The organism is Escherichia sp. E2562 (genome assembly GCF_005781075.1).
In the GTDB taxonomy this organism is placed as follows: Bacteria; Pseudomonadota; Gammaproteobacteria; order Enterobacterales; family Enterobacteriaceae; genus Escherichia.
This window is the reverse complement of sequence record NZ_VATM01000005.1, coordinates 51,380-76,105: the sequence shown is the minus strand read 5'-3', so window position 1 is coordinate 76,105 and position 24,726 is coordinate 51,380. Positions and strand designations below refer to the sequence as shown.

The 24,726-nt window shown below is 52.5% G+C and carries 22 protein-coding genes; 6 read left to right on the top strand and 16 right to left on the bottom strand.

The window, feature by feature from the left end:
* Positions 1 to 114 precede the first annotated feature (114 nt).
* From ndk to yfhM, 3 genes are all read right to left on the bottom strand, one after another.
* Positions 115 to 546, bottom strand: a complete 432-nt coding sequence (ndk, locus tag FEK43_RS09290) for a nucleoside-diphosphate kinase (protein WP_000963835.1) — start codon at positions 544 to 546, stop codon at positions 115 to 117.
* Between the two features lie 148 nt (positions 547 to 694).
* A complete protein-coding gene (pbpC, locus tag FEK43_RS09285) occupies positions 695 to 3,007 on the bottom strand; it encodes a peptidoglycan glycosyltransferase PbpC (RefSeq protein ID WP_135407548.1) in 2,313 nt (770 codons plus the stop codon).
* Complete coding sequence (gene yfhM / locus FEK43_RS09280) at positions 3,008 to 7,966, bottom strand: alpha2-macroglobulin (RefSeq protein ID WP_135407550.1); 4,959 nt, start codon at positions 7,964 to 7,966, stop codon at positions 3,008 to 3,010.
* Between the two features lie 206 nt (positions 7,967 to 8,172).
* Here yfhM and sseA point away from each other — a divergent pair, with 206 nt between their 5' ends.
* On the top strand, positions 8,173 to 9,018 hold the full coding sequence (gene sseA, locus FEK43_RS09275) for a 3-mercaptopyruvate sulfurtransferase (protein WP_135407552.1): 846 nt from the start codon (positions 8,173 to 8,175) through the stop codon (positions 9,016 to 9,018).
* Between the two features lie 342 nt (positions 9,019 to 9,360).
* A complete protein-coding gene (gene timP / locus FEK43_RS23315; protein ID WP_252152854.1) occupies positions 9,361 to 9,486 on the top strand; it encodes a small toxic inner membrane protein TimP in 126 nt (41 codons plus the stop codon).
* 31 nt (positions 9,487 to 9,517) lie between these two features.
* Here timP and sseB read toward each other — a convergent pair whose 3' ends face one another.
* From sseB to trmJ, 11 genes are all read right to left on the bottom strand, one after another.
* Entirely contained in the window at positions 9,518 to 10,294 is a 777-nt protein-coding gene (sseB, locus tag FEK43_RS09270; RefSeq protein ID WP_131162566.1) for an enhanced serine sensitivity protein SseB, read from the bottom strand.
* Between the two features lie 118 nt (positions 10,295 to 10,412).
* The gene (gene pepB / locus FEK43_RS09265; RefSeq protein ID WP_135407554.1) at positions 10,413 to 11,696 is read right to left on the bottom strand and encodes an aminopeptidase PepB; all 1,284 of its coding nucleotides are present in this window, start codon (positions 11,694 to 11,696) and stop codon (positions 10,413 to 10,415) included.
* Between the two features lie 58 nt (positions 11,697 to 11,754).
* Entirely contained in the window at positions 11,755 to 11,955 is a 201-nt protein-coding gene (iscX, locus tag FEK43_RS09260; protein ID WP_000523616.1) for a Fe-S cluster assembly protein IscX, read from the bottom strand.
* Positions 11,956 to 11,966: 11 nt separating this feature from the next.
* Entirely contained in the window at positions 11,967 to 12,302 is a 336-nt protein-coding gene (fdx, locus tag FEK43_RS09255; protein WP_001124471.1) for an ISC system 2Fe-2S type ferredoxin, read from the bottom strand.
* A 1-nt stretch (position 12,303) separates the two neighbouring features.
* Positions 12,304 to 14,154, bottom strand: coding sequence for a Fe-S protein assembly chaperone HscA (gene hscA, locus FEK43_RS09250; RefSeq protein WP_138158514.1), 1,851 nt, complete (start codon positions 14,152 to 14,154; stop codon positions 12,304 to 12,306).
* Between the two features lie 16 nt (positions 14,155 to 14,170).
* Positions 14,171 to 14,686, bottom strand: coding sequence for a co-chaperone HscB (gene hscB / locus FEK43_RS09245; RefSeq protein WP_000384413.1), 516 nt, complete (start codon positions 14,684 to 14,686; stop codon positions 14,171 to 14,173).
* Positions 14,687 to 14,781: 95 nt separating this feature from the next.
* Entirely contained in the window at positions 14,782 to 15,105 is a 324-nt protein-coding gene (gene iscA, locus FEK43_RS09240; RefSeq protein WP_000028953.1) for an iron-sulfur cluster assembly protein IscA, read from the bottom strand.
* A 16-nt stretch (positions 15,106 to 15,121) separates the two neighbouring features.
* Positions 15,122 to 15,508, bottom strand: coding sequence for a Fe-S cluster assembly scaffold IscU (gene iscU, locus FEK43_RS09235; protein WP_000331707.1), 387 nt, complete (start codon positions 15,506 to 15,508; stop codon positions 15,122 to 15,124).
* 27 nt (positions 15,509 to 15,535) lie between these two features.
* Positions 15,536 to 16,750, bottom strand: coding sequence for a cysteine desulfurase (gene iscS, locus FEK43_RS09230; RefSeq protein ID WP_001295373.1), 1,215 nt, complete (start codon positions 16,748 to 16,750; stop codon positions 15,536 to 15,538).
* Positions 16,751 to 16,990: 240 nt separating this feature from the next.
* Positions 16,991 to 17,479 (bottom strand): Fe-S cluster assembly transcriptional regulator IscR, encoded by a 489-nt coding sequence (gene iscR, locus FEK43_RS09225; RefSeq protein ID WP_001241357.1) that lies wholly within the window; start codon positions 17,477 to 17,479, stop codon positions 16,991 to 16,993.
* 268 nt (positions 17,480 to 17,747) lie between these two features.
* Complete coding sequence (trmJ, locus tag FEK43_RS09220; RefSeq protein ID WP_000940019.1) at positions 17,748 to 18,488, bottom strand: tRNA (cytosine(32)/uridine(32)-2'-O)-methyltransferase TrmJ; 741 nt, start codon at positions 18,486 to 18,488, stop codon at positions 17,748 to 17,750.
* Between the two features lie 118 nt (positions 18,489 to 18,606).
* Here trmJ and suhB point away from each other — a divergent pair, with 118 nt between their 5' ends.
* The 3 genes from suhB to csiE all read left to right on the top strand — a co-directional run bounded on the left by suhB (position 18,607) and on the right by csiE (position 21,881).
* A complete protein-coding gene (suhB, locus tag FEK43_RS09215; protein ID WP_130260405.1) occupies positions 18,607 to 19,410 on the top strand; it encodes an inositol-1-monophosphatase in 804 nt (267 codons plus the stop codon).
* Between the two features lie 145 nt (positions 19,411 to 19,555).
* On the top strand, positions 19,556 to 20,410 hold the full coding sequence (locus FEK43_RS09210; RefSeq protein WP_135407556.1) for an alpha/beta hydrolase: 855 nt from the start codon (positions 19,556 to 19,558) through the stop codon (positions 20,408 to 20,410).
* A gap of 190 nt (positions 20,411 to 20,600) precedes the next feature.
* Positions 20,601 to 21,881: a stationary phase inducible protein CsiE gene (gene csiE, locus FEK43_RS09205; protein ID WP_138158512.1), complete on the top strand. Its 1,281-nt coding sequence runs from the start codon at positions 20,601 to 20,603 to the stop codon at positions 21,879 to 21,881.
* Here csiE and FEK43_RS09200 read toward each other — a convergent pair.
* Positions 21,873 to 23,012: a 3-phenylpropionate MFS transporter gene (locus FEK43_RS09200; RefSeq protein WP_135407558.1), complete on the bottom strand. Its 1,140-nt coding sequence runs from the start codon at positions 23,010 to 23,012 to the stop codon at positions 21,873 to 21,875. The genes csiE and FEK43_RS09200 overlap by 9 nt on opposite strands.
* Positions 23,013 to 23,268: 256 nt before the next feature.
* Between FEK43_RS09200 and FEK43_RS09195 the strand changes: the two genes are divergently transcribed.
* The gene (locus tag FEK43_RS09195; RefSeq protein WP_135407560.1) at positions 23,269 to 23,691 is read left to right on the top strand and encodes a DoxX family protein; all 423 of its coding nucleotides are present in this window, start codon (positions 23,269 to 23,271) and stop codon (positions 23,689 to 23,691) included.
* Between the two features lie 159 nt (positions 23,692 to 23,850).
* Here the strand turns inward: FEK43_RS09195 and FEK43_RS09190 are convergent, their stop codons facing one another.
* Complete coding sequence (locus FEK43_RS09190) at positions 23,851 to 24,723, bottom strand: aldose 1-epimerase (RefSeq protein ID WP_135407562.1); 873 nt, start codon at positions 24,721 to 24,723, stop codon at positions 23,851 to 23,853.
* Positions 24,724 to 24,726: the final 3 nt, after the last annotated feature.

Genomic DNA, 24,726 nt, shown 5'->3' with positions numbered 1-24,726 from the left:
CCTGGAGGGTTGAAAAAAGAAACGCCCCGGTGAGCGACTGCTCGTCCGGGGGCGCTGCATTGTACAAATTCTGGCGCATGGATGCCACGTTTGCACGCGGCATTTACGAAAATATTAACGTGTGCGCGGACACACTTCGCCTTCACCGAAGAAGAAGGCGATTTCGCGAGCGGCAGATTCTACAGAATCAGAACCGTGGGTACCGTTTTCGGTCAGGCTGTCAGCATAATCAGCACGCAGAGTACCGGCCAGTGCGTTTGCCGGGTTGGTCGCGCCCAGCAGATCGCGGTGACGCTGAACGGCGTTTTCACCTTCCAGTACGGAAACCACGATCGGGCCAGAGGTCATGAACTCAACCAGACCATCAAAGAACGGTTTTCCATCGTGTTCAGCATAAAAGCCACGAGCCTGTTCAACGGTCAGGTGCAGCATTTTGGTGCCGACAATTTTGAATCCAGCAGCTTCAAAGCGCGCAAAGATATTACCAATAACGTTTTTTGCTACCGCGTTCGGTTTGATGATGGAAAAAGTACGTTCAATAGCCATTTTTACCTCTGTAAATTATTCTGTTGTTGTCTGTACCAGCGTACGAGATGGCGCGGATTATAATGAGCTACAGGGCCGTTGACTATTGATGAAGGTAACATTTTTTTAAAATAAACCGAGTTTAAGCAACAAAATCTGACAAAACAGACTACTGCATGGCAAATCTCACCGTCGCGACCTGTCCCATTTCATCCATCACCAGTAACTGATAATCACCTTTTTCACTCAAACGCAACGTAATGTTACGCCCACGTTCAGTTAACGGCGCACCATTAAGAAACCACCATCGTTCACCTGTGCCACCCGTGGTTTGCACAGGCAAAGAAGCATCAGCAGTGCCAGGTAAACGTTTAATAATCGCGCCATCGCGAACGCCTGTCAGCTGCAGCGGGAGCTGGGCATCGTGACCGTACGGCGGGCAACTTGTTGATGCCGATGGCAGGCGTGCGGCGCGGCGCTCCGATGCAGGCAGCCAGGGTTCCAGCGGTAGCGGCCAGACATTTATCATTTCTTGTCGCGCCTGAGGGCAATCAGCGGCAACACGTTTGCCGTTTTCATCCAGCCAGATGGGGAAACGAATGCCATTAATGCCTTCCTGCTCCGGTAGTAATAGAGTTGGCGGCTGGCTCCCGTCCAGCAGCCAGGTTGCCAGGCGGCGGCGACAGTTACCGTCACCTTCCGGCAAAGACTGTCCGCCCGGCCAGCAGATAACGCCACGGCTTACAGAGTCAGGACGCGGGTCTTCCGGCAGATTCGCACTGTGCGACAGTAAGATATTATTGACCTGATTCAACAGCGGTACGGCGCTGGCAAAACCAAACTGACCGACAACGGGCGTGCCGTCCGGCCTGCCGGTCCAGATACCGACCACATAGCGAGCGTTTATCCCTATTGCCCATGCATCGCGGTAGCCATAACTGGTTCCTGTTTTCCACGCCAGTGGTACGACGCGTGGTAAGGCGCTATCCGGAAGCGGCTGCGCTTCATCTGCCATAATACGGCGGATAATCCACGCGGCCCCCGGCGACATTAACGGTCGCTCAAGTAATGGGTCGCCCGGCTGTAAGCGCAACTTACCCGCCTTACCGTGGCGAGCAAACGCGGTATACGCTGCAGCCATATCTTCCAGTTTTGCACCAGCGCCGCCAAGAATGAGCGAAAGATTGGGCGCAGCACCGTTGGGCAGATACAACGGCAATCCAACATTGCGTAATTTTGCCGCAAACCGTTTCGGGCCATAGGCTTCCAGCACCTGCACAGCAGGTAAGTTCAGCGAGCGCACCAGCGCCTCGCTCATGCTGATCGGGCCATGAAAACCGCTGTCAAAGTTACCAGGTCGATAATCACCGGTGCGTCGGGGGACGTCTTGCAACAGCGATGCCGGGTGGATCAAACCTTCATCCAGCGCCAGACCATAAACAAATGGTTTGAGCACCGATCCTGGCGATCGGATCGCATTAACCATATCAACATGACCAAAGCGTGAATCATCGTTGAGATCGACCGATCCTACCCAGCCGCGAACACGCATATCGGTATGATCAACCACGATCATCGCCAGTGAGCTGCGCGCCGGCAATCGTCCTTTCCAGTTTTGCGCCAATTCTTCCAGACGTCGTTGAAGACCTGCATCCAGCGTAGTAACGATTTTGTCGCTTTTACTTTTACCGAGCATCATGCGCGAAAACAGCGGTGCCAATTGCGGCATTTGCCTGGGGGCCAGCCAGATGGGCTCTTCACTAGATTCTTTTACCTGCTCACAGGACCACACACCTTGCGCAGCCATCCGTTTGAGCACTTTATTACGTGCGGCCTCAGCACGTTCCGGCCAGCGATCCGGGCGCAGTCGGCTGGGCGCTTGCGGTAACACCGCCAACATTGCTGCCTCGGAATAGCTCAAATTAGCAGGCGATTTCCCGAGATAAGCCCAGCTTGCCGCACCGATCCCCTGTAACGTACCGCCAAACGGGGCGCGGTTAAGATACAAGGTCAGAATTTCACGTTTAGACAGGTGCCATTCCAGTTGAAATGCGCGCCAGAGTTGGCGAATTTTACCGCCAAAGGTTTTCGAATGTGGATCAAGCAGGCGAGCTACCTGCATGGTGAGCGTACTGCCGCCGGAGATAACCCGACCAGAAGTAAGATCCTGCCAGGCAGCACGAGCCACCGAGAATGGGTTCACGCCTGGATGCTTCCAGAACCAGCGATCTTCGTAATTGATCAGTGCTTCGAGATAACGCGGAGAAACATCTTCGATGGTTACCGGATAACGCCAGATGCCATCAGCATCGGCAAAGCGCCAGAGCGGCGTCCCATCCTGCGCCACGACGACGCGTGCGGGGTTAACTTCATGTAGCGGCAGAGGCCAGAGTTTATCTGCCCCCCACGCTGCCAGAATGATAATAAAGGGCGTGACTGCCAGTGTTATCCAGCAGCCACGTTTGATTAACAGACGAGGCATTTACGGTCTGATAATCAGCAAATCTTCAGTAGCGCCAGTCGCCCGCCATTGGGGAACATACATTGATTCCACCATCGGTTGCGGAACCTGATACGTTCCCGGCGTTACCGCCCGCGCCAGATACACCAGCGTTACCGGCTGATATTCATCTACAGCAACCGCCGCTACAAAGCGATCGTCCCGAAACTCAATATGCTTAATGTTCGCTTGTTGCATTTGATTGAGTAGGTTTTGCACTTCGCTGCCACTTTGCTCCAGGCTGGCGCTGCCGTTAGCCAGGTTCTGGTTTTCCAGTTCCAGGCCCGCTGGCAGTAAATCAACGACCAAAGCATCCGGCACGCTGTCACTGGCTTTTACCTGCAACCAGACCAGCACCAGATCGCCGCTACGCAACGAGTCCAGAGACTTACTCTTACCGTCAGTACCAAGAATATGACGCTCAATTTGCAGCACATTGCTCGCAGGTTGTGGTGCGGATTGCGGATAACCGCTGGCATCCACACGCAGCCATAACGGCTGGTCGCCACGGTTGGTCACCTGCAACGCTGCCAGTTGATCGCTATCCAGATTGCTGTTTTGCGCTTTCTCGCCTGTCAACGGCTCGGCAGACAAAGACGTCTGCGCCTGCCATTTACTCGGTAAATCCTGAAGAGTACGGGCGGCCAGGAACAGCGCGTTACTTTCCTGGGTCGAGAGCCAACGTTCGCCAAATGCCTGCTGTGAAAGGGTGTTAATCAATGCCTGCTGTGCATCAGGCAGTAGCTTGTTGTCTTCAAGTAAAGAGAGCATCAGCGCGTTATCGCGCAGTGGGCTACCGTAATCGCCCAGCCATTTCCGTGCATCGTTACGCGACGTTTTCAGCGCCAGCGCAATCGCTTCTTCACCACGCGTCGCATCACCCATGGTTTTCAGCGCAACGCCAAGTTGCAGCAGCGGTAAACCAGAAGCCGCATCTGCACGACGCTCCCAGATTTCGCGTAGCGCACCCAGCGGCGCTTTTTGTTGCCGTGCCAGCACCAGCGCTGCGTAAGACTGAACGGCAAACTTACTGGCTTTAAGATTATCAGCGTACGGAATCGACATCATGCCCGGATCTTGTAAATAGCGCAGCAGACGCTCGTTTCCACGATTAATGGCTTCTGTCGGCACGCTGTAACCCTGTTCACCAGCACGGGTCAGGAAATCCATCACGTAGGCGGTCAGCCAGTACTCTTCGTCACCGTTTTTATCCCACAGGGCAAAGCCGCCGTTATCACGTTGCATTTGCAGCAAACGCGAAATGCCAATATCGACTGCCGCACGGCGTTTATCATCGCTGTCACCTTTTATACCCAACGCCTGCAGTTGGGCTGCATTGGTATAAAGTGACGGAAACAGGCCGCTGGTGGTTTGCTCCAGGCAGCCGTAGGGATATGCTTTTAACTCTTTGATATAACGTGCGATGTTCAGCGGTGGCTTGCCGCTCAACAACAGCTGCCCTTCCAGCGTAACAGGCGAGAAGTTTTGCAACCCATCAGCCGGGAGCGCCCAGGTTTCACCAGGCTGTAATGCCGTACCGTAATTGACCGTTTGTGCCGGGAATGCCGGACGGACGCCGATTTTCCACTGCTTATGCTGATCGGCAACGGTTTCACCTGGTAACGCTAACCCGCTAATGGTGGCCTGAATTTCACCATCGCCAAACCCCGTCAGAGCACGCACCGGGATAAACAGCGTGGTTCGCACACCTGGCGCTAATTCAACAGGTGCGGGGGAATTACTCACCAGTTCAAGCAAGCCACTGGCGGTCAGAGCAACGTTAAGTTTTTGCGGTTTATCGGTAAGATTAGTGATGTCCAGCGTCAGACGTGAGGTGTCGCCGCTAGCCATAAAGCGCGGCATGTTCAGTTCCGCTATCACGGGTGCCGCAACAACCACTTTGCTTTCGTTGCTGCCGAAATCATCTTCCGTCCATGCTTGCGCCATGACGCGCAATTCACCGTTAAAATCGCCAATCGGCAATGTAACCGTGCCTTCGCCCTGTTCGTTGAGCGTTACCGGCAGCGCCTGTTGCGCGACAATATTGACGTGATTTACTGGCGGTTTGCCACCGCGTTTCAGTTCATCACCATCGCCACCAAAGCGCAGTGCAGCCAGACGCCCCTGACCTTCAATAACCTGACCGTAAATATCGTAAATGTCTGCGCCATAGCGTTTCTGACCAAAGAACGCCTGCCACGGATCTGGCGTGACGTAGTCAGTAATATTCAGCACACCACTATCAACGGCAGACACCAGCACATTCACCTGTTTTGGCTTCTCGCCATTTTTAGTGCTGGCTTTAATTTTCACGGTTAATGGTTGATTGGGACGCATTTTTGATGGTGTTTCCAGCGCCAGATCGAGGCGACGGTTTTCATCACCAAGCGGCAAATGCAACACACCAACCGCGCGTTTTGGCGTCGCGGAGCGAGATTTATCGCCAGGACGCACCACCAGAGTACTCAAATAAAGATCATGACGATTCCAGGTTTTATCGACCGGAATCGTCAGATCCAGCCCTTGAGCCGGAACATCAATCTCTTGCCACCACAGCGGCCCTTCACTGGACTCGACCATCGCATAACCTTTACCCGCCGTTGGCGCGGTGATATGCAACTTAATGGTGTCGCCCGGGCGATAACTGGCTTTATCCAGTTTCAGCGTGACACGGTCCGGACGCACTGCGCCGCTACCGTCGCTATTATCCTGCCAGCTATATCCGGCCCAAAAACGCACGCTACTGACCGCTTCATTCGGCGCTTTGACTTCCAGACGATAAGCGCCCCACTCTACCGGAAAACTTACCTTGCCGGTTTCATCCGCTTTCAGATCCAGCGTTTGCTCATTTTCGATCAGATCTTTTTGATCGAACTGTGACTTCCAGCCTTCATCTTCCGACCAGTTCCAGTAGTAATCGCGACGTTCGCGAATCAGTCGCACCTGCAAGCCCGACACTGCTTTTTTCACGCCCTGCGCATCGCTATAAACGATATCAAAAACAGCGTTACTGTCTTCATCAACAATGGGCTGTTTTACCATGCTGTCAGTGCGATAATCGTAAACTGATTTTGAAGAGAACTGCGGACGGATCCCTGGCAGCACATCGGCAGGCCAGATAGCCTGTTCAGCGCGGCGCGTCACCGGGCGACCGCCCGATTCCAGCAAACTCCCCTGGAAAATAACCTGTAATGGGGAATGTACTTCCTTCCACTGGCTTTCAGTGGAAACTTCGCCGCGTCCTTTATCATCCAGCGTCAGCTGGACTTCATCCAGCGTGCGGGAAAGGTTTTCGGCAGCAATATCGCCAAATTCGAAACCAGGCAATGCAGAAACGGCTTCACGCAGCGGCCGCAAGAAAAGCTGTCCCTGCAAGGTATTGCCATTAGCAGGTGCACCATACAGGTAGTACCCCACCACGGAGAATTTCACTTCATCTTTTGGCGTTAATGGCGTTTTCTCGCCGGTCAGATTCAACGCCATGCGCTCCGGCATAAAATCTTCGACGTGGAAATCCCACATCCGATACTGGTTATCCCCAGTGTTGGCTCGGATATGCCACATTCCAGTTGCCGCAGTGCTATCCAGCGGCCAGGTAAAGTGGTAGAGGCCATTTTCCGGCTGGCTAACAACACTACGCAGTACCTGCCCGTCAGGTTTAATCACGTCCAGTTTGATGGGTTGATCCGGCAGAGCTTTACCGTCTGCATCACGCAGTAAGCCGTTGAGGATTACCGTTTCGCCAGGGCGATAAAGATCGCGCGGACCAAACATAAAGAACTGTTTGCTGTAGCCTGGCGCGCCAGCAATGTTAAATTCCGCTAAGTCCAGTGCCGGTAGTTTTAAATCGAGCAGCGTTGTCTGACCGTCTTTACGCGCCAGCAGTAGCGCCGCGTTTTTATCATTTTCCAGCTGTACATGGCCCTGTGAATCACTGGTCGCCTGAGTCAGGGTCTGCCCTTTTTCATTTAATAGCGAGACTTCAATTCCTTGCTGGGCCGCGCCGTTTTCCAGGCTTTGAGTAAAGATATCCAGACGATTGTGATAACGGTGGGCCGATACGCCGATATCACTTAACGTAAATAGCGTGGCTGGATTACTGTAATCGTAATGTCCGGCCTGATTCATTACAGCCAGATACACGCCAGCCTGCTGAAGCGGCTTGATATCGCCCAGCGGCAGCAATAATTTTTCGCGGGTGTTACGCGCAGGATTGAGATCAAACCGCCCGGTATAGACCAGGTCCGCCATCTCCAACAGTTTGTCCGATTGCCAGTTCGCCAGTGAGTTACGATATTCCCACTGGCTAATGAAAGCTGGCAGCGATTCCGGCTTAACACGGAAGAAGTTAACATCGACATTGTTAACGTTGAGCGCCATTACCGGCAGTCCTTCCACGACTTTTCCGGGTAGCAGCGAACCACGGCTGGCAAAGCCGACGCTGGGTTGGATATCGCGGGTGGTGATGGTTTTTTCGTAATCTTTACTGAAGGTGGCGTTATTGAGTGCCTTAACTTCCTTGCCAATAGTGACGATCAAATCACGTTTCGGTTCGAGGTGGCGTAAACGCAGTTCTTTGAGATTATCTGACAACTCCCAGGCGCCATCCACTTTTCCGCTCTTTTTATCGACGACATGAATAACACGCGAGAAGTCCTGATCCGGGTCGAGGGGGACAGAGAAAGTCAGTACCAGCGTGGCTGCGCCATCGAGCTGTACCTCAGAGAGATCCAGCAATGTCAGTGCTTTACCCGCACTCTGTTGTGCCAGTTTTTGTCGCGCCGGCGAGGAGAGTTTCGCAGAAGTCGCATTTGTCGAAGATGACTCTTTAGCAACTTCAGAAGACGTATCTTTTTTCACTGCAGTTGGCGCGTTATCGTTGTTGTCGCACCCTGCCAGCGCCAGCATCAACATACAGGCGGCTAAGCGTAACTTTTTCATCTCTCATCCCTGCCACAATGGCCCGTTAGCAACGTCGAATGATTATTATGCGTGAGAAATGATGTTATGTAATTCACTATCACATCTACAAAATCCGAATTTTAGTGAGAAGTGTGGCTCAGGCAGCCAAATCAGCCTCTTTTGCTTGTCGCTTTTCGGCAAACATCCGACAATTTAACTTAACCCCGGCAAAAATGGAGATGCCTATGTCCACGACATGGTTTGTAGGAGCCGACTGGCTCGCCGAACATATTGATGACCCGGAAATTCAGATTATTGATGCTCGTATGGCGCCGCCCGGGCAGGAAAAGCGTAACGTTGCTCAGGAGTATCTGAACGGTCATATCCCCGGTGCAGTTTTTTTCGATATCGAAGCTCTTTCTGATCATACATCCCCCCTTCCGCACATGCTGCCTCGCCCGGAAACGTTCGCCGTCGCGATGCGTGAACTGGGCGTTAATCATGACAAGCATCTGATTGTCTATGATGAAGGAAACCTATTTTCTGCGCCGCGCGCGTGGTGGATGCTGCGCACTTTTGGTGTGGAGAAAGTGTCAATCCTTGGCGGTGGCTTAGCGGGCTGGCAACGTGATGATCTGCTGTTAGAAGAAGGTGCAGTGGAACTGCCAGAAGGAGAGTTTAACGTCGCGTTTACCCCGGAAGCCGTGGTGAAAGTGACCGATGTGTTATTGGCAAGTCATGAAAAAACGGCACAAATTATCGATGCCCGCCCGGCTGCGCGTTTTAACGCGGAAGTTGATGAACCTCGCGCAGGTTTACGTCGCGGACATATTCCCGGCGCGCTGAATGTTCCGTGGACAGAACTGGTGCGCGAAGGCGAACTGAAAACGACCGATGAACTGGATGCGATATTTTTTGGTCGCGGCGTCAGCTATGACAAACCAATTATTGTCAGCTGCGGCTCTGGTGTAACGGCAGCCGTGGTTTTGTTGGCACTCGCAACGCTGGATGTTCCAAATGTGAAACTGTACGACGGGGCGTGGAGTGAATGGGGCGCACGGGCAGATTTACCGGTTGAGCCAATGAAATAAGCTTTTTACAGGCAATAAAAAACCGCCGAATTTGGCGGTTTTTTATTGCTGGTCTGGTTCGCGGCCTTTCCAGCAGGTTGACTTGTGTTGCCGGAGCAACGCAGGCACCCCACAGTGTTGAAATACTCTCTTTTATGCTTGGTTATGTCAAGATAATAAACAGAGTAATTATTCAAACATGAGAGTATTATTCTTAACGGCCCTTTTCGCCGTCTCGCAAACGGGCGCTGGCTTTAGGAAAGGATGTTCCATGACCGTAAATACAGGCACCCCACAGTGCTTGCTATCGCGGCAATATCGCCAGTGGTGCTGTCGTGATGCGGTCTTCGCATGGACCGCACAATGAAGATACGGTGCTTTTGTATCGTACTTATTGTTTCTGGTGCGCTGTTTTCCGAAGTAAATAATAACCGGAATCTCTCCGGTAACAATTTACTGGTGGTTAACAACCTTCAGAACAGCAGGTAAGCCCGAATGCCGCCCTTTGGGGCGGCATATTTTAGATTATCCGATTCTGTTTAAAGTCACGCAAAAAACCACCCCAGCGACGTTCATAGAATGGCGCAATATGTTCGGTAATAAAATGGCTAATTCCTTTTTCCCCTTTTTTCACCTGACAAATATCGATTGGTTCATCGCCAGGTAATGTATCGGTCGCTACACTTCCCGCTGCCTGAATAATTTCTTCGATATCGCCATCGGCTTCAATGCCAATAAGTAAATTAGGCTGTGCCTCTTTGCTCTCTTTAATTGAACAAATAAAAGCACGCTTCACTGGCTTAATGGTTTTAAATAAGGTGGTGAGTGAATCAATCATTTGTGCTGGCGGCTCTGCGACTTCCGATAATATCAGCGATTCACCGCCTTCCAGTACTTCCTGACTGCTCAGCGGATTCCCTTCTTCACCAATCAGCAAACTGATTTCACGCGGCATAAATTCTTTACCGGTTGGCAGTTTGGCGTTAAGGAAGAGCGTTTCGCCAAGGGTCATCTCAAACAATGTGCGAACGGGCATTACGACAAATGCCTGTTCGTCTTCAACCGCCTGTTGAAGTGCTTCTAACGAGGTGAAAAAAGGAATGACGCTGGTGCCGTCATCTTTTTCCCAGTGCTGTAAATCGAGCGCGCTATCTTCAACTACAGCCTCGCCCTGCGCCGCCGTACCAGGCACCCAGACGGTGGATTCCAGTAGAGTACGGAAAAAGGCCGGGCGGTGAGCCGGTTCGGTTGCTGCTTTTTCCAGCAGGTCTTCAAGTTCGTTTTTTGTTTCGGACATAAGAACCACAATTCATTCAACGTTCGGAGCGAAAATGCCTGATGCGCTACGCTTATCAGGCCTACAAGGGAGTCGCAATCTATTGAATTTTCGCAATTTTGTAGGCCAAATAAGACGTTTACGCCGTTAACAGATTGGCAATCGTGCGCACACCCAGCCCGGTCGCCCCCGCAGACCACTGTTCAACCGGCGCTTTACGGTAAGTCGCCGAACAGTCAATATGCAGCCAGCCTTGCTGATAGTTCTCAACAAAGTGCGACAGGAAGCCCGCCGCCGTACTTGCACCTGCCGGATAAGCAGCACTGCCCGTGTTGTTCAGTTCGGCAAAGTTAGACGGCAGCTGGTTGCGATGGAACTCCGCCAACGGTAGACGCCAGAACGGTTCGTTCTCCTGCGCGGCACTCGCCAGCAAGCGACCGGCAAGCGCATCGTCAAAACTGAACAGCGCGTGATAATCATTACCCAGCGCGGTTTTCGCCGCCCCGGTGAGAGTCGCCGCATCAATGATCAGTTCCGGTTTCTGCGCACTGGCATCAATCAGGCCATCGGCCAGCACCAGACGCCCTTCGGCATCAGTGTTCATCACTTCGACTTTTTTACCGTTGCGATAGGTGATGATATCGCCCAGTTTGAACGCGTTGCCGCTGATCAGGTTATCCGCACAGCAGAGGAACAGCTTCACGCGCTTGTTCAGTCCGCGCGTAATGGCAAATGCCAGCGCCCCGGTAACCGTTGCCGCGCCGCCCATGTCCGACTTCATTGAGTCCATAAACGCGGTCTGTTTGATGCTGTAGCCGCCGGAATCAAAGGTGATGCCTTTACCAACCAGGCATGCGTACACCGGCGCTTCTTTATCGCCAGTTGGGTTGTAATCCAGCGCCAGCAATACCGGAGAACGTTCTGAACCGCGTCCGACGGTGTGCAGCCCCATATAACCTTGCTCACGCAAATCTTCGCCTTTGGTGATCCGGTAAGTCACACGATCGCCTGCGACGTTGCTGATCAGATCAACAGCACGCTGTGCCAGTTGCGATGGCCCCAGTTCTTCTGCCGGTGCGTTGATGGTGTCACGCACCCAGTCGATGATCATCAGGCGGTTATCCAGTTCCTGACGCTGGGCATCGTCCAGATCCGGCCACTCCACTTTACGCGTCCCTTTCGGGGCTTTGTAACCTTGCCAGAATGCCCAGCAGCGATCCGCATCCCAACCTTCACCGCTTAACTGAACATGTTTGATGCCCAGACCGTCAATCTTGCGCGCCGCACGTTGGATCAGACCCAGATCGTCCGCCTCGTTCAAATGCAGGGTAATGCCATCATTATTAATGCTGTAAGTCGCTTTTTCTCCCCAGCGCGCGTCGGCAGGTTGGGGAGAGAGGGTAATCTTCATCGCTTCTGTCATTTTAGTTATCCTTATTCGTTTAACAGCAAAACGGGCTACCCCCAGGCAGCCCGTTTATTCATTCGGCTTCGTCCAGCCAGACTAACAAAATCGCTTCGAGGATTTTCTCGTTGGATGCCTGCGGATCATCGTCGAAATCTTCCAGATCGCAAATCCACTGATGCATATCGGTGAATCGAACCGTTTTCGGATCAAGATCGGGATACGCATCGTACAGTGCTTCGCCAATTTCGCGGCTATCGGTCCACTTAAGTCCCATACTAACCTCTGTTAATGCTCACGCGCATGGTTGATAGTGTAACGCGGGATTTCGACTACTAAATCTTCGTCGGTGACGCGCGCCTGGCAGCTTAAACGGCTTTCCGGCTCCAGCCCCCAGGCTTTGTCCAGCATGTCGTCTTCCTGCTCTGAGCTTTCCGGCAGCGAGTCAAAACCTTCACGAACGATGCAGTGGCAGGTGGTGCAAGCACAGGATTTTTCACAGGCGTGTTCAATCTCGATACCGTTACGCAGCGCAACGTCGAGAATGGTTTCACCGCTATTCGCTTCCAGAACAGCGCCATCAGGGCAGAGATCCTGATGAGGCAAAATAACAATCTTTGGCATATTAAACCTCGTCCACGGAATGGCCTTTCAGCGCACGACGAACCGACTGGTCCATGCGGCGAGCGGCGAAATCCTGGGTTTGTTTGTCTACGTTTTTAATCGCTTGTTCGATGGCGTCAACGTCATCGCCCTGCGCCACTTCACTCAGGTGAGCGGCGGCAGCATCAATGACCTGACGCTCTGCGGCGCTTAACAGCGCGGCATCAGCAGCCAGCGCGCCGTGCAGACTTTCCAGCACGCGCGCCGCTTCTACTTTTTGTTCAGCCAGCATACGGGCTTTTACGTCCTGCTCGGCATAGCTCATTGAGTCTTTGATCATCGAAGCAATTTCGCTGTCAGTCAGACCATAAGAAGGTTTGACCTGAATAGACGCCTCAACGCCGGTGGATTTCTCCATCGCCGTCACGCTCAAAAGACCGTCGGCATCGACCTGGAACGTTACGCGAATATGCGCGCCGCCAGCCGGTAACGCCGGAATACCACGCAGCGCAAAACGCGCCAGCGAGCGGCAGTCCTGCACCAGTTCACGCTCACCCTGCATTACATGGATAGACATTGCCGTCTGACCATCTTTAAAGGTGGTGAAATCCTGGGCGCGGGCCACCGGAATCGTGGTATTACGCGGGATCACTTTCTCCACCAGGCCGCCCATCGTTTCGAGGCCCAGCGACAACGGGAGCACATCAAGCAACAGCATTTCGCTGTCCGGCTTGTTACCCACCAGAATATCCGCCTGAATTGCTGCACCAATGGCGACGACTTTATCCGGATCGATGGAAGTCAGCGGCGGACGACCGAAAAATTCACCTACCCGTTCACGCACCAGCGGCACGCGGGTAGAACCGCCAACCATCACCACTTCCAGAACTTCATCAGCCTCAACGCCCGCGTCTTTCAGCGCGCGACGACAGGCCAGTAACGTCCGTTTAACCAGTGGCGCGATCAGTTCGTTGAATTGTTCACGGCTGATTTCGCCCTGCCAGCCCGCAACATTAACGGTCACAGAGTCCGCATCGCTCAGCGCGATTTTGGCCGCAATGGCAGCATCCAGCAGTTCACGCTGAACGCGGTTATCGCTACGATCAGGAATACCCGCCTGCTCACGAATGTAATCCGCCAGCAGATGGTCGAAATCATCGCCGCCGAGCGCGGAATCACCGCCGGTCGCCAGCACTTCGAACACGCCACGACTTAAGCGCAGAATGGAAATATCAAACGTCCCGCCGCCGAGGTCATAAACGGCGATCACGCCTTCCTGACCGGAATCCAGCCCGTAAGCGATAGCCGCGGCGGTCGGTTCGTTAAGTAAGCGCAAGACGTGAAGGCCCGCCAGACGCGCGGCATCTTTGGTGCCCTGACGCTGGGCATCGTCAAAGTACGCCGGAACGGTGATAACTACACCATCCAGCTCGCCCGCCAGGGCTTCAGTCGCCCGCGCGGCCAGTGCTTTGAGGATGTCCGCAGAAACGCGCACCGGGTTCAGCAGTCCCGCCGCCGTTTCAATCATCGGCAGGCCGTTTTCACTGGCCTGGAATTGATAAGGCAGATGTGGATAGCGTTGCTGGATATCAGCCAGCGAGCGCCCCATCAGGCGTTTAACAGAACTAATGGTGTTGGCGGTGTCAAGCGCAGCGTTAGTACGCGCGTCATAACCCACCGAATGCCCTTGCTGTTGATAGTGAACAACAGACGGCAGCAGGTGACGGCCTTCATGGTCGGCTAACGTTTCGGCCTGACCGCTGCGCACTGTTGCCACCAGCGAGTTGGTTGTGCCCAGGTCAATACCAGCCGCCAGACGACGCTGATGCGGCGCAGCACTCAAACCAGGTTCACTAATTTGTAATAAGGCCATGTTTAGCTTCCAGAAATTAAAAATCGAGCAGTTTTTCTTCGAGTTGTTCGGCACTGCTTCGCAGTTTATCGAGAAAACGCAGCTTACGCACGGTATCCGCCGCCGCGTCCCACGTCTCGTTGTCTAACTGTTCAACCATCAACTGATGGCGGGTATCAAACATCTTTTTCACACGTTTGATAAAGCTTTCCAGCCGCGCTTCATCTTTTGCCTGTTCGATCTCGTCCAGTTCTTCGCGCAGCTCCAGCTGTTCCATCAGGAACGCGGTGTCACGCACAGTATGCTGCTCGCTGGCGAGATCAAAACCGTGCAAAGAAAGCAAATATTCCGCACGCATTAACGGATGACGCAGCGTTTGCCAGGCCTGGTTAATGGTTGCAGATTGCTGTACGGCGGCGAGTTGTTCCGCCTGGCTTCCGCTGGCGAATTTATCAGGATGATACTGACGTTGTAGATCCTGAAAACGCAGGCTCAGCGCCTGAGTATCGAGTTGATAACGGGCAGGCAAGCCAAAGAGGGTGAAGTAATCCATAACATTCTCAGGGCTGCGATCCGCCGCGATAACGGCGAATCAGGTAAAACAAACCCCACGCGCAGGCGACCACGGTGGGGTTATCGGTATGCGCATCAAACGTGGAAGCTTTCGCCGCAACCACACTCATCTTTAACGTTCGGGTTGGTGAATTTAAACCCTTCGTTCAGACCTTCTTTTACGAAGTCCAGCTGCGTACCGTCCAGAAATTGCAGGCTTTTGCCATCGACCACGACTTTCACGCCTTTGTCTTCAAACACGATGTCTTCCGGCGTCGGTTCGTCAACAAATTCCAGTACATAAGCCATACCTGAACATCCGGAGGTTCTCACGCCCAGACGCAGGCCAAACCCTTTGCCGCGGTTAGCCAGAAAGGTATTTACTCGCGCTGCTGCACTGTCGCTCAGTGTAATCGACATAACCAAACCTCAACTCTTATTTTGCTTCACGTTTGCTTTTATAGTCCGCAATGGCGGCTTTGATCGCGTCTTCTGCCAGAATAGAACAGTGAATTTTCACTGGCGGCAGTTCAAGCTCTTCAGCAATATCGGTGTTTTTGATCGCCTGTGCTTCGTCGAGAGACTTCCCTTTCACCCATTCGGTGACCAGAGAGCTGGAAGCGATAGCGGAACCGCAGCCGTAAGTTTTAAAACGCGCGTCTTCAATGATACCTTCATCGTTGACTTTAATCTGCAACTTCATCACGTCGCCACAGGCCGGTGCACCCACCATGCCGCTGCCGACGTTCTCGTCGTTGTTGTCAAAGGAACCCACGTTACGCGGATTCTCGTAATGGTCGATAACTTTTTCGCTGTAAGCCATTATAAATTCTCCTGATTCCGATACCGATTAATGATGAGCCCATTCGATGCTGTTCAGATCCACGCCCTGCTTGTACATTTCCCACAGCGGAGAAAGGTCACGCAGACGACCGATAGATTTACGAACTAACTCGATGGTGTAGTCGATCTCTTCTTCAGTAGTAAAACGACCTAAAGAGAAACGGATAGAGCTATGTGCCAGCTCGTCGTTCAGCCCCAGCGCGCGCAGCACGTAGGACGGTTCGAGGCTTGCTGACGTACAGGCGGAACCTGAAGAAACAGCGAGGTCTTTCAGCGCCATAATCAGCGACTCACCTTCAACGTAGTTGAAGCTGACGTTGAGAATGTTCGGCGCACCGTGTTCCAGGTCACCGTTCAGGTAAACTTCTTCGATATCTTTGATGCCGTTCCACAGACGGTTACGCAGGCCGCGCAGACGTTCCATCTCGGTCGCCATCTCTTCTTTTGCGATACGATAGGCTTCGCCCATACCGACGATCTGGTGAACAGGCAGAGTGCCGGAACGCATACCGCGCTCGTGACCGCCGCCGTGCATTTGTGCTTCGATACGTACGCGCGGTTTACGACGCACATACAGCGCACCGATACCTTTCGGGCCATAAATTTTGTGGCCGGAGAAAGACATCAGGTCAACTTTCAACTGGCTCAGATCGATAGGCAGTTTGCCCACGCTCTGGGTTGCATCAACGTGATAGATAATGCCACGGGCACGGCACATTTCGCCGATAGCCGCGATATCCTGCACCACGCCGATTTCGTTATTCACGTGCATGATAGAAACGAGGATGGTGTCGTCACGCATCGCTGCTTCAAGTTCTTTCAGGTCGATAATGCCGTTACGCTGCGGTGCCAGGTAGGTGACTTCGAATCCTTCGCGCTCCAGCTGACGGCAGGTATCCAGTACCGCTTTGTGTTCGGTTTTGCTGGTGATGATGTGCTTGCCTTTTTTCTGATAAAAGTTGGCTGCACCTTTGATCGCCAGGTTGTCAGATTCGGTTGCACCAGAGGTAAAGACGATTTCACGCGGGTCAGCGCCGACCAGATCGGCAATCTGATTACGGGCGATATCTACCGCTTCTTCAGCCTGCCAGCCGAAACGGTGAGAACGGGAGGCAGGGTTACCAAAGGTTCCGTCCATCGTCATAAACTGCATCATTTTCTCGGCAACACGCGGGTCCACCGGCGTGGTTGCGGAGTAGTCGAGATAAATCGGTAATTTCATTGCTCTATAAACTCCGTACATCACTCAATGCAAGGAATCAGGCTACCGGCTGGATGTACGACCGTGTTTACGGAGCGCGATACGCCCCGGCCTGATTCTAATATCTTGTTATCTTTAACCTAACTGTTTCGGGTTTCAGCAAGTTGACAAACTTACGAATCTCCGGGAGCTTACATAAGTAAGTGACCGGAGTGAGTATGTGCAGTCAACGCAGATGCAACACGAAACAGGACGGTTAAATTAAGCGCGTAACTTAACGTCGATCGCGTCTTGTGTGCGGGTGCGTGGCGCGTCGTGAGTATGCTGACGACCAGACACATCCAACACTTCCTGGTTATTAACCAGTTCGCCTAAAGTAATGTTGTTGAGAAAACCGGTGAGACGGTCGCTCAAATCACGCCACAACGCGTGGGTCAGGCATTTATCCCCACCCTGGCAACCGCCTTTACCCTGACAACGGGTGGCATCTACAGATTCGTCAACGGCGCTAATCACTTCACCAACGGCGATGCTGCTGGCATCTTTGCCTAACAGATAACCACCGCCTGGTCCGCGTACGCTGGAAACCAGACCATTTTTACGCAGACGGGAAAAAAGTTGTTCCAGATAAGAAAGGGAAATTCCCTGTCGTTCGGAAATATCAGCCAACGGTACCGGGCCTGCTTCGGAGTTGAGCGCAACGTCAAGCATTGCGGTCACGGCATAGCGCCCTTTAGATGTCAGTCTCATGTCTTACTTCACCTCAAACTCGCCCCTGCCCGGGGTTTTTATTGTAAAAGTGGGGGTATTGCATAGCAGGGTCAAGTCTGACATTCCCGAGTAATTTGGTCAACTATTTACTTGACTGATTTAGTCAGGTATTTAACCTTCAGTGCCATTTTTTATCGTGGCGTTTGTACCTGTTGTCGGATGCGGCGTGAACGCCTTATCCGACCTGGGATTGCGTGCACTTCCAGGCCTGATAAGACGCGTTAAGCGTCGCATCAGGCAATCACTGTTATTCGGCCTTATTACCTTTATTCTGCTGTTCAATAGAAGCCAGAATCCCGCGCAGGATATTCAATTCCTGGCTTTCCGGGCGCGCACGGGTAAACAGACGACGCAGTTTATTCATCACCTGCCCCGGATGGTTTTCACGGATAAAACCGGTTGCCAGCAACGTTTGTTCGAGATGACCATAAAAACGCTCCAGATCATCGACCAACGGATACGGCGTCTCTTCATGCTCAACCTGCTCGCCGTTTTCCTGAGTTGCCAGCCAGGCCATACGCACTTCATAGGCAATAACCTGAACCGCCATCGCCAGGTTCAGCGAGCTGTATTCCGGGTTAGCGGCAATCGCGACATGATAATGGCACTTCTGCAACTCTTCATTGGTCAGGCCGACACGTTCGCGACCAAAAACCAGCGCCACCGGGGTATTTGCCGCTTCAGCGACGCTTTTCAGACCGCATTCGCGCGGGTCGAGCATCGGCCACGGCAACGTGCGCGAACGTGCACTGGTGCCAACCACCAGGCTACAACCGGCTAACGCTTCGTCGAGCGTATCGACGATGTGAGCATTACCAATCACATCGCTGGCGCCTGCCGCCAGGGCAATCGCCTGGGAGTCGGGTTTCACCAGTGGATTAACCAGCCACAGATTAGTTAATCCCATTGTTTTCATGGCACGGGCAACAGAACCCATATTGCCGGTGTGTGACGTCTCCACCAGCACAATTCGAATATTTTGCAGCATTGTCTTTCTTCGTCTAAAGATTATTCGCGCATCTTAACATAAAACGAAGACAGATGCCGATCTCGCTGCTATACTCTGCGCCGTTTTCCCGTTCTTTAACATCCAGTGAGAGAAACCGATGCATCCGATGCTGAACATCGCCGTGCGCGCAGCGCGCAAGGCGGGTAATTTAATTGCCAAAAACTATGAAACCCCGGACGCTGTAGAGGCGAGCCAGAAAGGCAGTAACGATTTCGTGACCAACGTAGATAAAGCTGCCGAAGCGGTGATTATCGACACGATTCGTAAATCTTACCCACAGCACACCATCATCACCGAAGAAAGTGGTGAACTTGAAGGTACTGATCAGGATGTTCAATGGGTTATCGATCCACTGGATGGCACTACCAACTTTATCAAACGTCTGCCGCACTTCGCGGTATCTATCGCTGTTCGTATCAAAGGCCGCACCGAAGTTGCTGTGGTTTACGATCCTATGCGTAACGAACTGTTCACCGCGACTCGTGGTCAGGGCGCACAGCTGAACGGCTACCGTCTGCGCGGCAGCACCGCTCGCGATCTCGACGGTACTATTCTGGCGACCGGCTTCCCGTTCAAAGCAAAACAGTACGCCACCACCTACATCAACATCGTTGGCAAACTGTTCAACGAATGTGCAGACTTCCGTCGTACCGGTTCCGCGGCGCTGGATCTGGCTTACGTCGCTGCGGGTCGCGTTGACGGTTTCTTTGAAATCGGTCTGCGTCCGTGGGACTTCGCGGCAGGCGAGCTGCTGGTTCGTGAAGCGGGCGGTATCGTCAGCGACTTCATCGGTGGCCATAACTACATGCTGACCGGTAACATCGTTGCCGGTAACCCGCGCGTTGTTAAAGCCATGCTGGCGAACATGCGTGACGAGTTAAGCGACGCACTGAAGCGTTAATTTCTCTGGCGGGTGACGTTCCTCACCCGCCCTTGCCTTTCAGGCGCTATTCCGAAATACTTTCGCACCGCTTTACTTTCCTGCGCCACTCTCCCACCATCCTTTCCCGATTAATGGATTACAAAGCAAGTCGTAAGGAAAGGTCATGGTTCTGCCAGCGAACAAACGCGTTCTCAAGATTCTGTTTATTCTTTTTATTTCTGCTTTCTGCGTTTATTTAGTGCCGCGCATCGCCATCAACTTCTTTTATTATCCCGACGACAAAATTTACGGTCCTGATCCATGGTCTGCTGAATCTGTTGAATTTACTGCTAAAGATGGCACACGGCTACAAGGCTGGTTTATCCCCTCTTCCACTGGTCCCGCCGAAAACGCTATTGCTACCGTAATTCATGCTCATGGCAATGCCGGGAATATGTCCGCCCACTGGCCGCTGGTCAGTTGGTTACCAGAACATAATTTCAATGTTTTTATGTTTGATTATCGCGGGTTTGGTAAATCTAAAGGCACTCCATCACAAGCCGGATTACTGGACGATACGCAAAGTGCCATCAACGTGGTGCGCCATCGTAGCGATGTAAACCCCAAGCGGCTGGTGCTGTTCGGGCAGAGTATTGGCGGGGCGAATATTCTTGACGTTATTGGGTTAGGAGATCGCGAGGGCATACGTGCGGTGATCCTCGACTCCACATTTGCCTCTTATTCGACCATCGCTAACCAGATGATCCCCGGCAGTGGCTACTTACTTGATGAGAGTTACAGCGGCGAAAATTACATCGCCAGCGTCAGCCCGATCCCGCTTTTACTGATTCACGGCAAAGCTGATCATGTTATTCCATGGCAGCATAGCGAGAAATTATTTGCCCTGGCGAAAGAGCCAAAACGCCTGATTTTGATCCCCGATGGCGAACATCTTGATGCCTTTTCCGATCGTCACGGAGACGTTTATCGCGAGCAAATGGTGGACTTTATCCTTAGCGCATTGAATCCACAGAATTAACCTTATGGTCGAAACCAGATAAAACAGCAAGAAATCACCTTAAGGGATGGCATTAAACTGCCAGAAAGTGTTTATATCGATAAAAATTCTGTGATGTTTGTCATCATTTCTGATTAATAGCATTCCATTCACCGTATCCCTAAGCAAACTTTAGCTATTCTTATAAATTATGCTTATGGGAGATCTACAGATGATACCTACACTTGCCCCACCATCTGTACTTTCAGCTCCCCAGCGCCGTTGCCAGGTATTGCTGACGCTGTTCCAGCCGGGGTTGAGCGCCACCACGGCAACTTTCAGCGAGATTAATGGTGTGGATGATGAAATGGTGGGTCGCGATATCAGCGAAACAGGACGGGAGATCCAGCGCTATCATCAACTCACCATTACAACTGGATATGACGGGAGCTACCGGATTGAAGGTACAATACTTAATCAACGCTTATGTTTATTTCATTGGCTACGACGCGCTTTTCGCCTTTGTCCGTCATTTATCAGCAGCCATTTTACGCCCGCGTTAAAGGGGGAGCTAAAGCGTCGGGGGATTGCTCGTAATTTTTATGACGACACCAATCTACTGGCGTTAGTTAATCTCTGCTCGCGAAGGCTGCAAAAACGCTTTGACGCGCGTGATGTTCATTTCCTGTGTTTGTATCTGCAATATTGCTTATTGCAACACCATGCCGGAATCTCGCCCTTATTTAACCCGCTGCAACGCCACTGGTTGGAATCTTGCATTGAATTTCAGGTTGCACAGGAAATTGGCCGCCACTGGCAACGGCGGGCGCGTCAACCTGTTCCCCCAGCTGAACCGCTATTTATGGCATTACTTTTTTCCATGTTGCGGGTTCCCGATCCACTGCGAGACACCCATCAGCGTGGCAAACAGCTGCGCCAGTCAATTAACCGTCTGGTACAGCATTTTCGGCAGTTGAGTAACGTCCGTTTCTATGATGAACAGGGGTTGTGCTATCAGCTTTATACTCACCTGGCCCAGGCGTTAAACCGCTGTTTGTTTTCTATCGGCATTGATAACACTTTACCGGAAGAGTTTCGTCGACTTTATCCACGGCTCGTGCACACCACCCGCGAAGCGCTGGTCGGGTTTGAAAATGAGTACAATGTCAGTCTTTCCGATGAAGAAAGTTGTCTGGTGGCAGTAATTTTCGGTGCATGGCTGATGCAGGCAAATGAAATTCACGAAAAGCAGATTATTTTGCTGACGGGCAATGACAGCGAACGAGAAGCGAATATTGAGCTGCAATTGCGTGAGCTAACGATACTGCCGCTCAATATTAAACACATGTCTGTGAAGACATTTTTGCAGATTGGCGCGCCGCGCAATGCCGCACTTATTATTGCGCCTTATACCATGCCGCTACCGCTTTTTTCACCACCGCTGATTTATACGGATCTGACCCTGACGGCACATCAACAGGAACAGATCCGCAAAATACTTGAATCAGCATGAGGGAACGACTTTCGGGCGCAAAAACATTGCCGGAAACGCCACCAATGCCATCACCCAGAACACGCCATGCCCCAGATATTGATACAGAAAACCGGCGAAGACGGTCATGATGGCGATACTGCCGCCCATCGCGACGGCAGAATAAACTGCCTGCAAGCGGATAACCTCACTTCCCTGACGAGCGGCAATGTAGCGCATAGCGGCCAGATGGCACACGGTAAAGGTGCCGCAATGCAGAACTTGCACCATAATCAACCACGGCAACTCAGTGGTTGCCCCCATAATGCCCCAACGTACTACCCCGCATACCGCCGAGATCAGCAACATATCACGGGCGCTACAACGGCGGAAAAGCTTATTACTCAGCGCAAAGATAATGACTTCCGCCACCACGCCCAGCGACCACAAATAGCCCACCGCCGAGGCCGAGTAGCCAGCTGCCTGCCAGTAAATGGCGCTAAAACCGTAATAGGCCGCATGCGCCCCCTGCAATAAACAAACGCAGGCCAGAAAACGCCAGTTCTGGCGGACCAGCGCCAACCACGCTGGCCACCCCGTGCTCTCCTGTTGACGGCTGGCCCCTTGTGGCTGAATCGTCGGACGGATAAGAAAGCCGAGCAGCATGGATGCCACGCCCAACGTCAGCAATGCCAGAATAACCCGATAATCGAATACGCTGACCAGTTTCCCCGTTAGCGCCGAGCCAATGACAAACGCCACCGAGCCCCAAAGTCGCACTTTGCCATAATCAAGCGGGAACTGCTTTTGCCAGGTATTCGCCAGCGCATCGGTCAACGGTACCAGCGGTGAGAAAAAGAGGTTAAAACCAACCATCACCACCATCAACCACGCCACATGCGCACCCGCCCAGAAGGCGATGGCAAAGAGTAGCGTCAGCAACGCCAGCACACGCAGCGCAGAAATCAGGCGAGAAGGATCGCTGACGCGAGGCGCAATTATCAAACTACCGAGAAAACGGGCAACCAGTCCGGCCCCCAACAACAGGCCGATGGTTTCTGGCGTTAAGCCAATCCCCTTAAGCCAGACGCTCCAGAAAGGTAGAAAAATACCGTAGCTAAAAAAGTATGTGAAATAACCGAGCGCCAACCAGCGCGTGGATTGCAAAACCATGAGTCCCTCCCGTCAGGAGGCGTTAGTCTGGAGTTAATCGAATGTTGGTGCAAGTTGAAAAATAAGAAAATTCGAGTCTGCTTCCAGTACACAGAGCTGGAAAAAATATCGTTAATACCGCTAACAAAATATCACCTAAAGAAAATGTGCTGGATATTGACCTGGATAATTACCAAATTTCTCATCCGCTGGGGCGTGGCGAGGTGCAAGAGTGTGTATTACGTTTAAATCACATTATCTTGCAAAGGGATTGGTTATGAACTCACTACGTTATTTTGATTTTGGTGCTGCCCGCCCCGTTTTGTTATTAATTGCCCGTATCGCCGTCATCTTAATCTTCATTATTTTTGGTTTTCCCAAAATGATCGGCTTTGACGGGACGGTACAGTATATGGCCTCGCTGGGCGCACCGATGCCGATGCTGGCGGCAGTTATTGCGGTGATTATGGAAGTACCCGCCGCGATATTAATCATACTTGGCTTTTTCACCCGTCCGCTGGCGGTGCTGTTTATTTTCTACACGCTGGGAACTGCGGTGATTGGTCATCATTACTGGGATATGACTGGCGATGCGATTGGGCCAAATATGATTAATTTCTGGAAGAATATCAGCATTGCTGGCGCATTCCTGCTGCTGGCAATTACCGGGCCGGGGGCAATTTCTCTCGATCGGCGTTAGGAAAGATGCCGGATGCGGCGTGAACGCCTTATCCGGCCGACCGCTCCAACACCAATTGCAGGCCTGATAAGACGCGGCAAGCGTCGCATCAGGCATGGTGCGCCGAGTGCTACAAAATCGAAATTACCCTGTAGGCCTGTGCATCCGGCATTTTATAAATTACAGCCACTCTACCCGTAACGACATCTCTGAGGTTGTTGATTCCCCCGGCGCAAGCGCAATGAGGTCACCACCTTCCGGGCGATGATGGTCATCTGGCGCATGACTCATCGGCTCCAGACAGAAGAAATCAAACGCATACCCTTTATCAAACGCGGGATCGGAGACAAAGATGAAATAGCACGGCGCAGGCAGCGTCGTTTCCATGATGACGGCGTAACCCTCCTGCGGCTGCTCGATGCGGGCCTGACCATTCCATCCGGCAAAACCATTGTTCACCCACTGGCGCGGCAACGGCGCGAGCTGGTTGAAATCCAGTTCTGGCGGTAACTGCTCGCAAAACTCGCCCGCCAACCACTGCTCCCGCTCCAGCCAGTAACCATTCGCCTGTGCCTGAATCCGCGTTTTCGACGACAACGGAAAATAAGGATGCCAGCCAGTACCAAATGGCAGCGTCTCAGTGCCTTCATTGGTGACAGAGAGCGTGACCGTCAGTGAATCCGCCGTTAAATGAAATGCCTGGCTTACACGATAATGATAAACGCCACAGTGATGTTCATACGCCAGACGCAAACTATCATCGCTGCGCGAGACACATTGCCACTGCCCCAACCAGCCATCGCCGTGTAGATAGTGCGCATCCCACTCAACATTCGGTTGCAGTTGATACTCTCGCTCCTGCCAGACAAAACGGTTACCACTCACCCGGTTTGCAAATGGCACCAGCGGAAAACAAGAGGCATCGGTTGCCACACCGCTTTTTTTACCGGGACGTAGCAGCGGCGTCGTATCGCGCCAGAAGCCTTCGATTACGCCGCCCTGGTCAGAAACGTCCAGCTTTAGCGGCCCGTGAGATAAGGTATAGATGGTCATCCG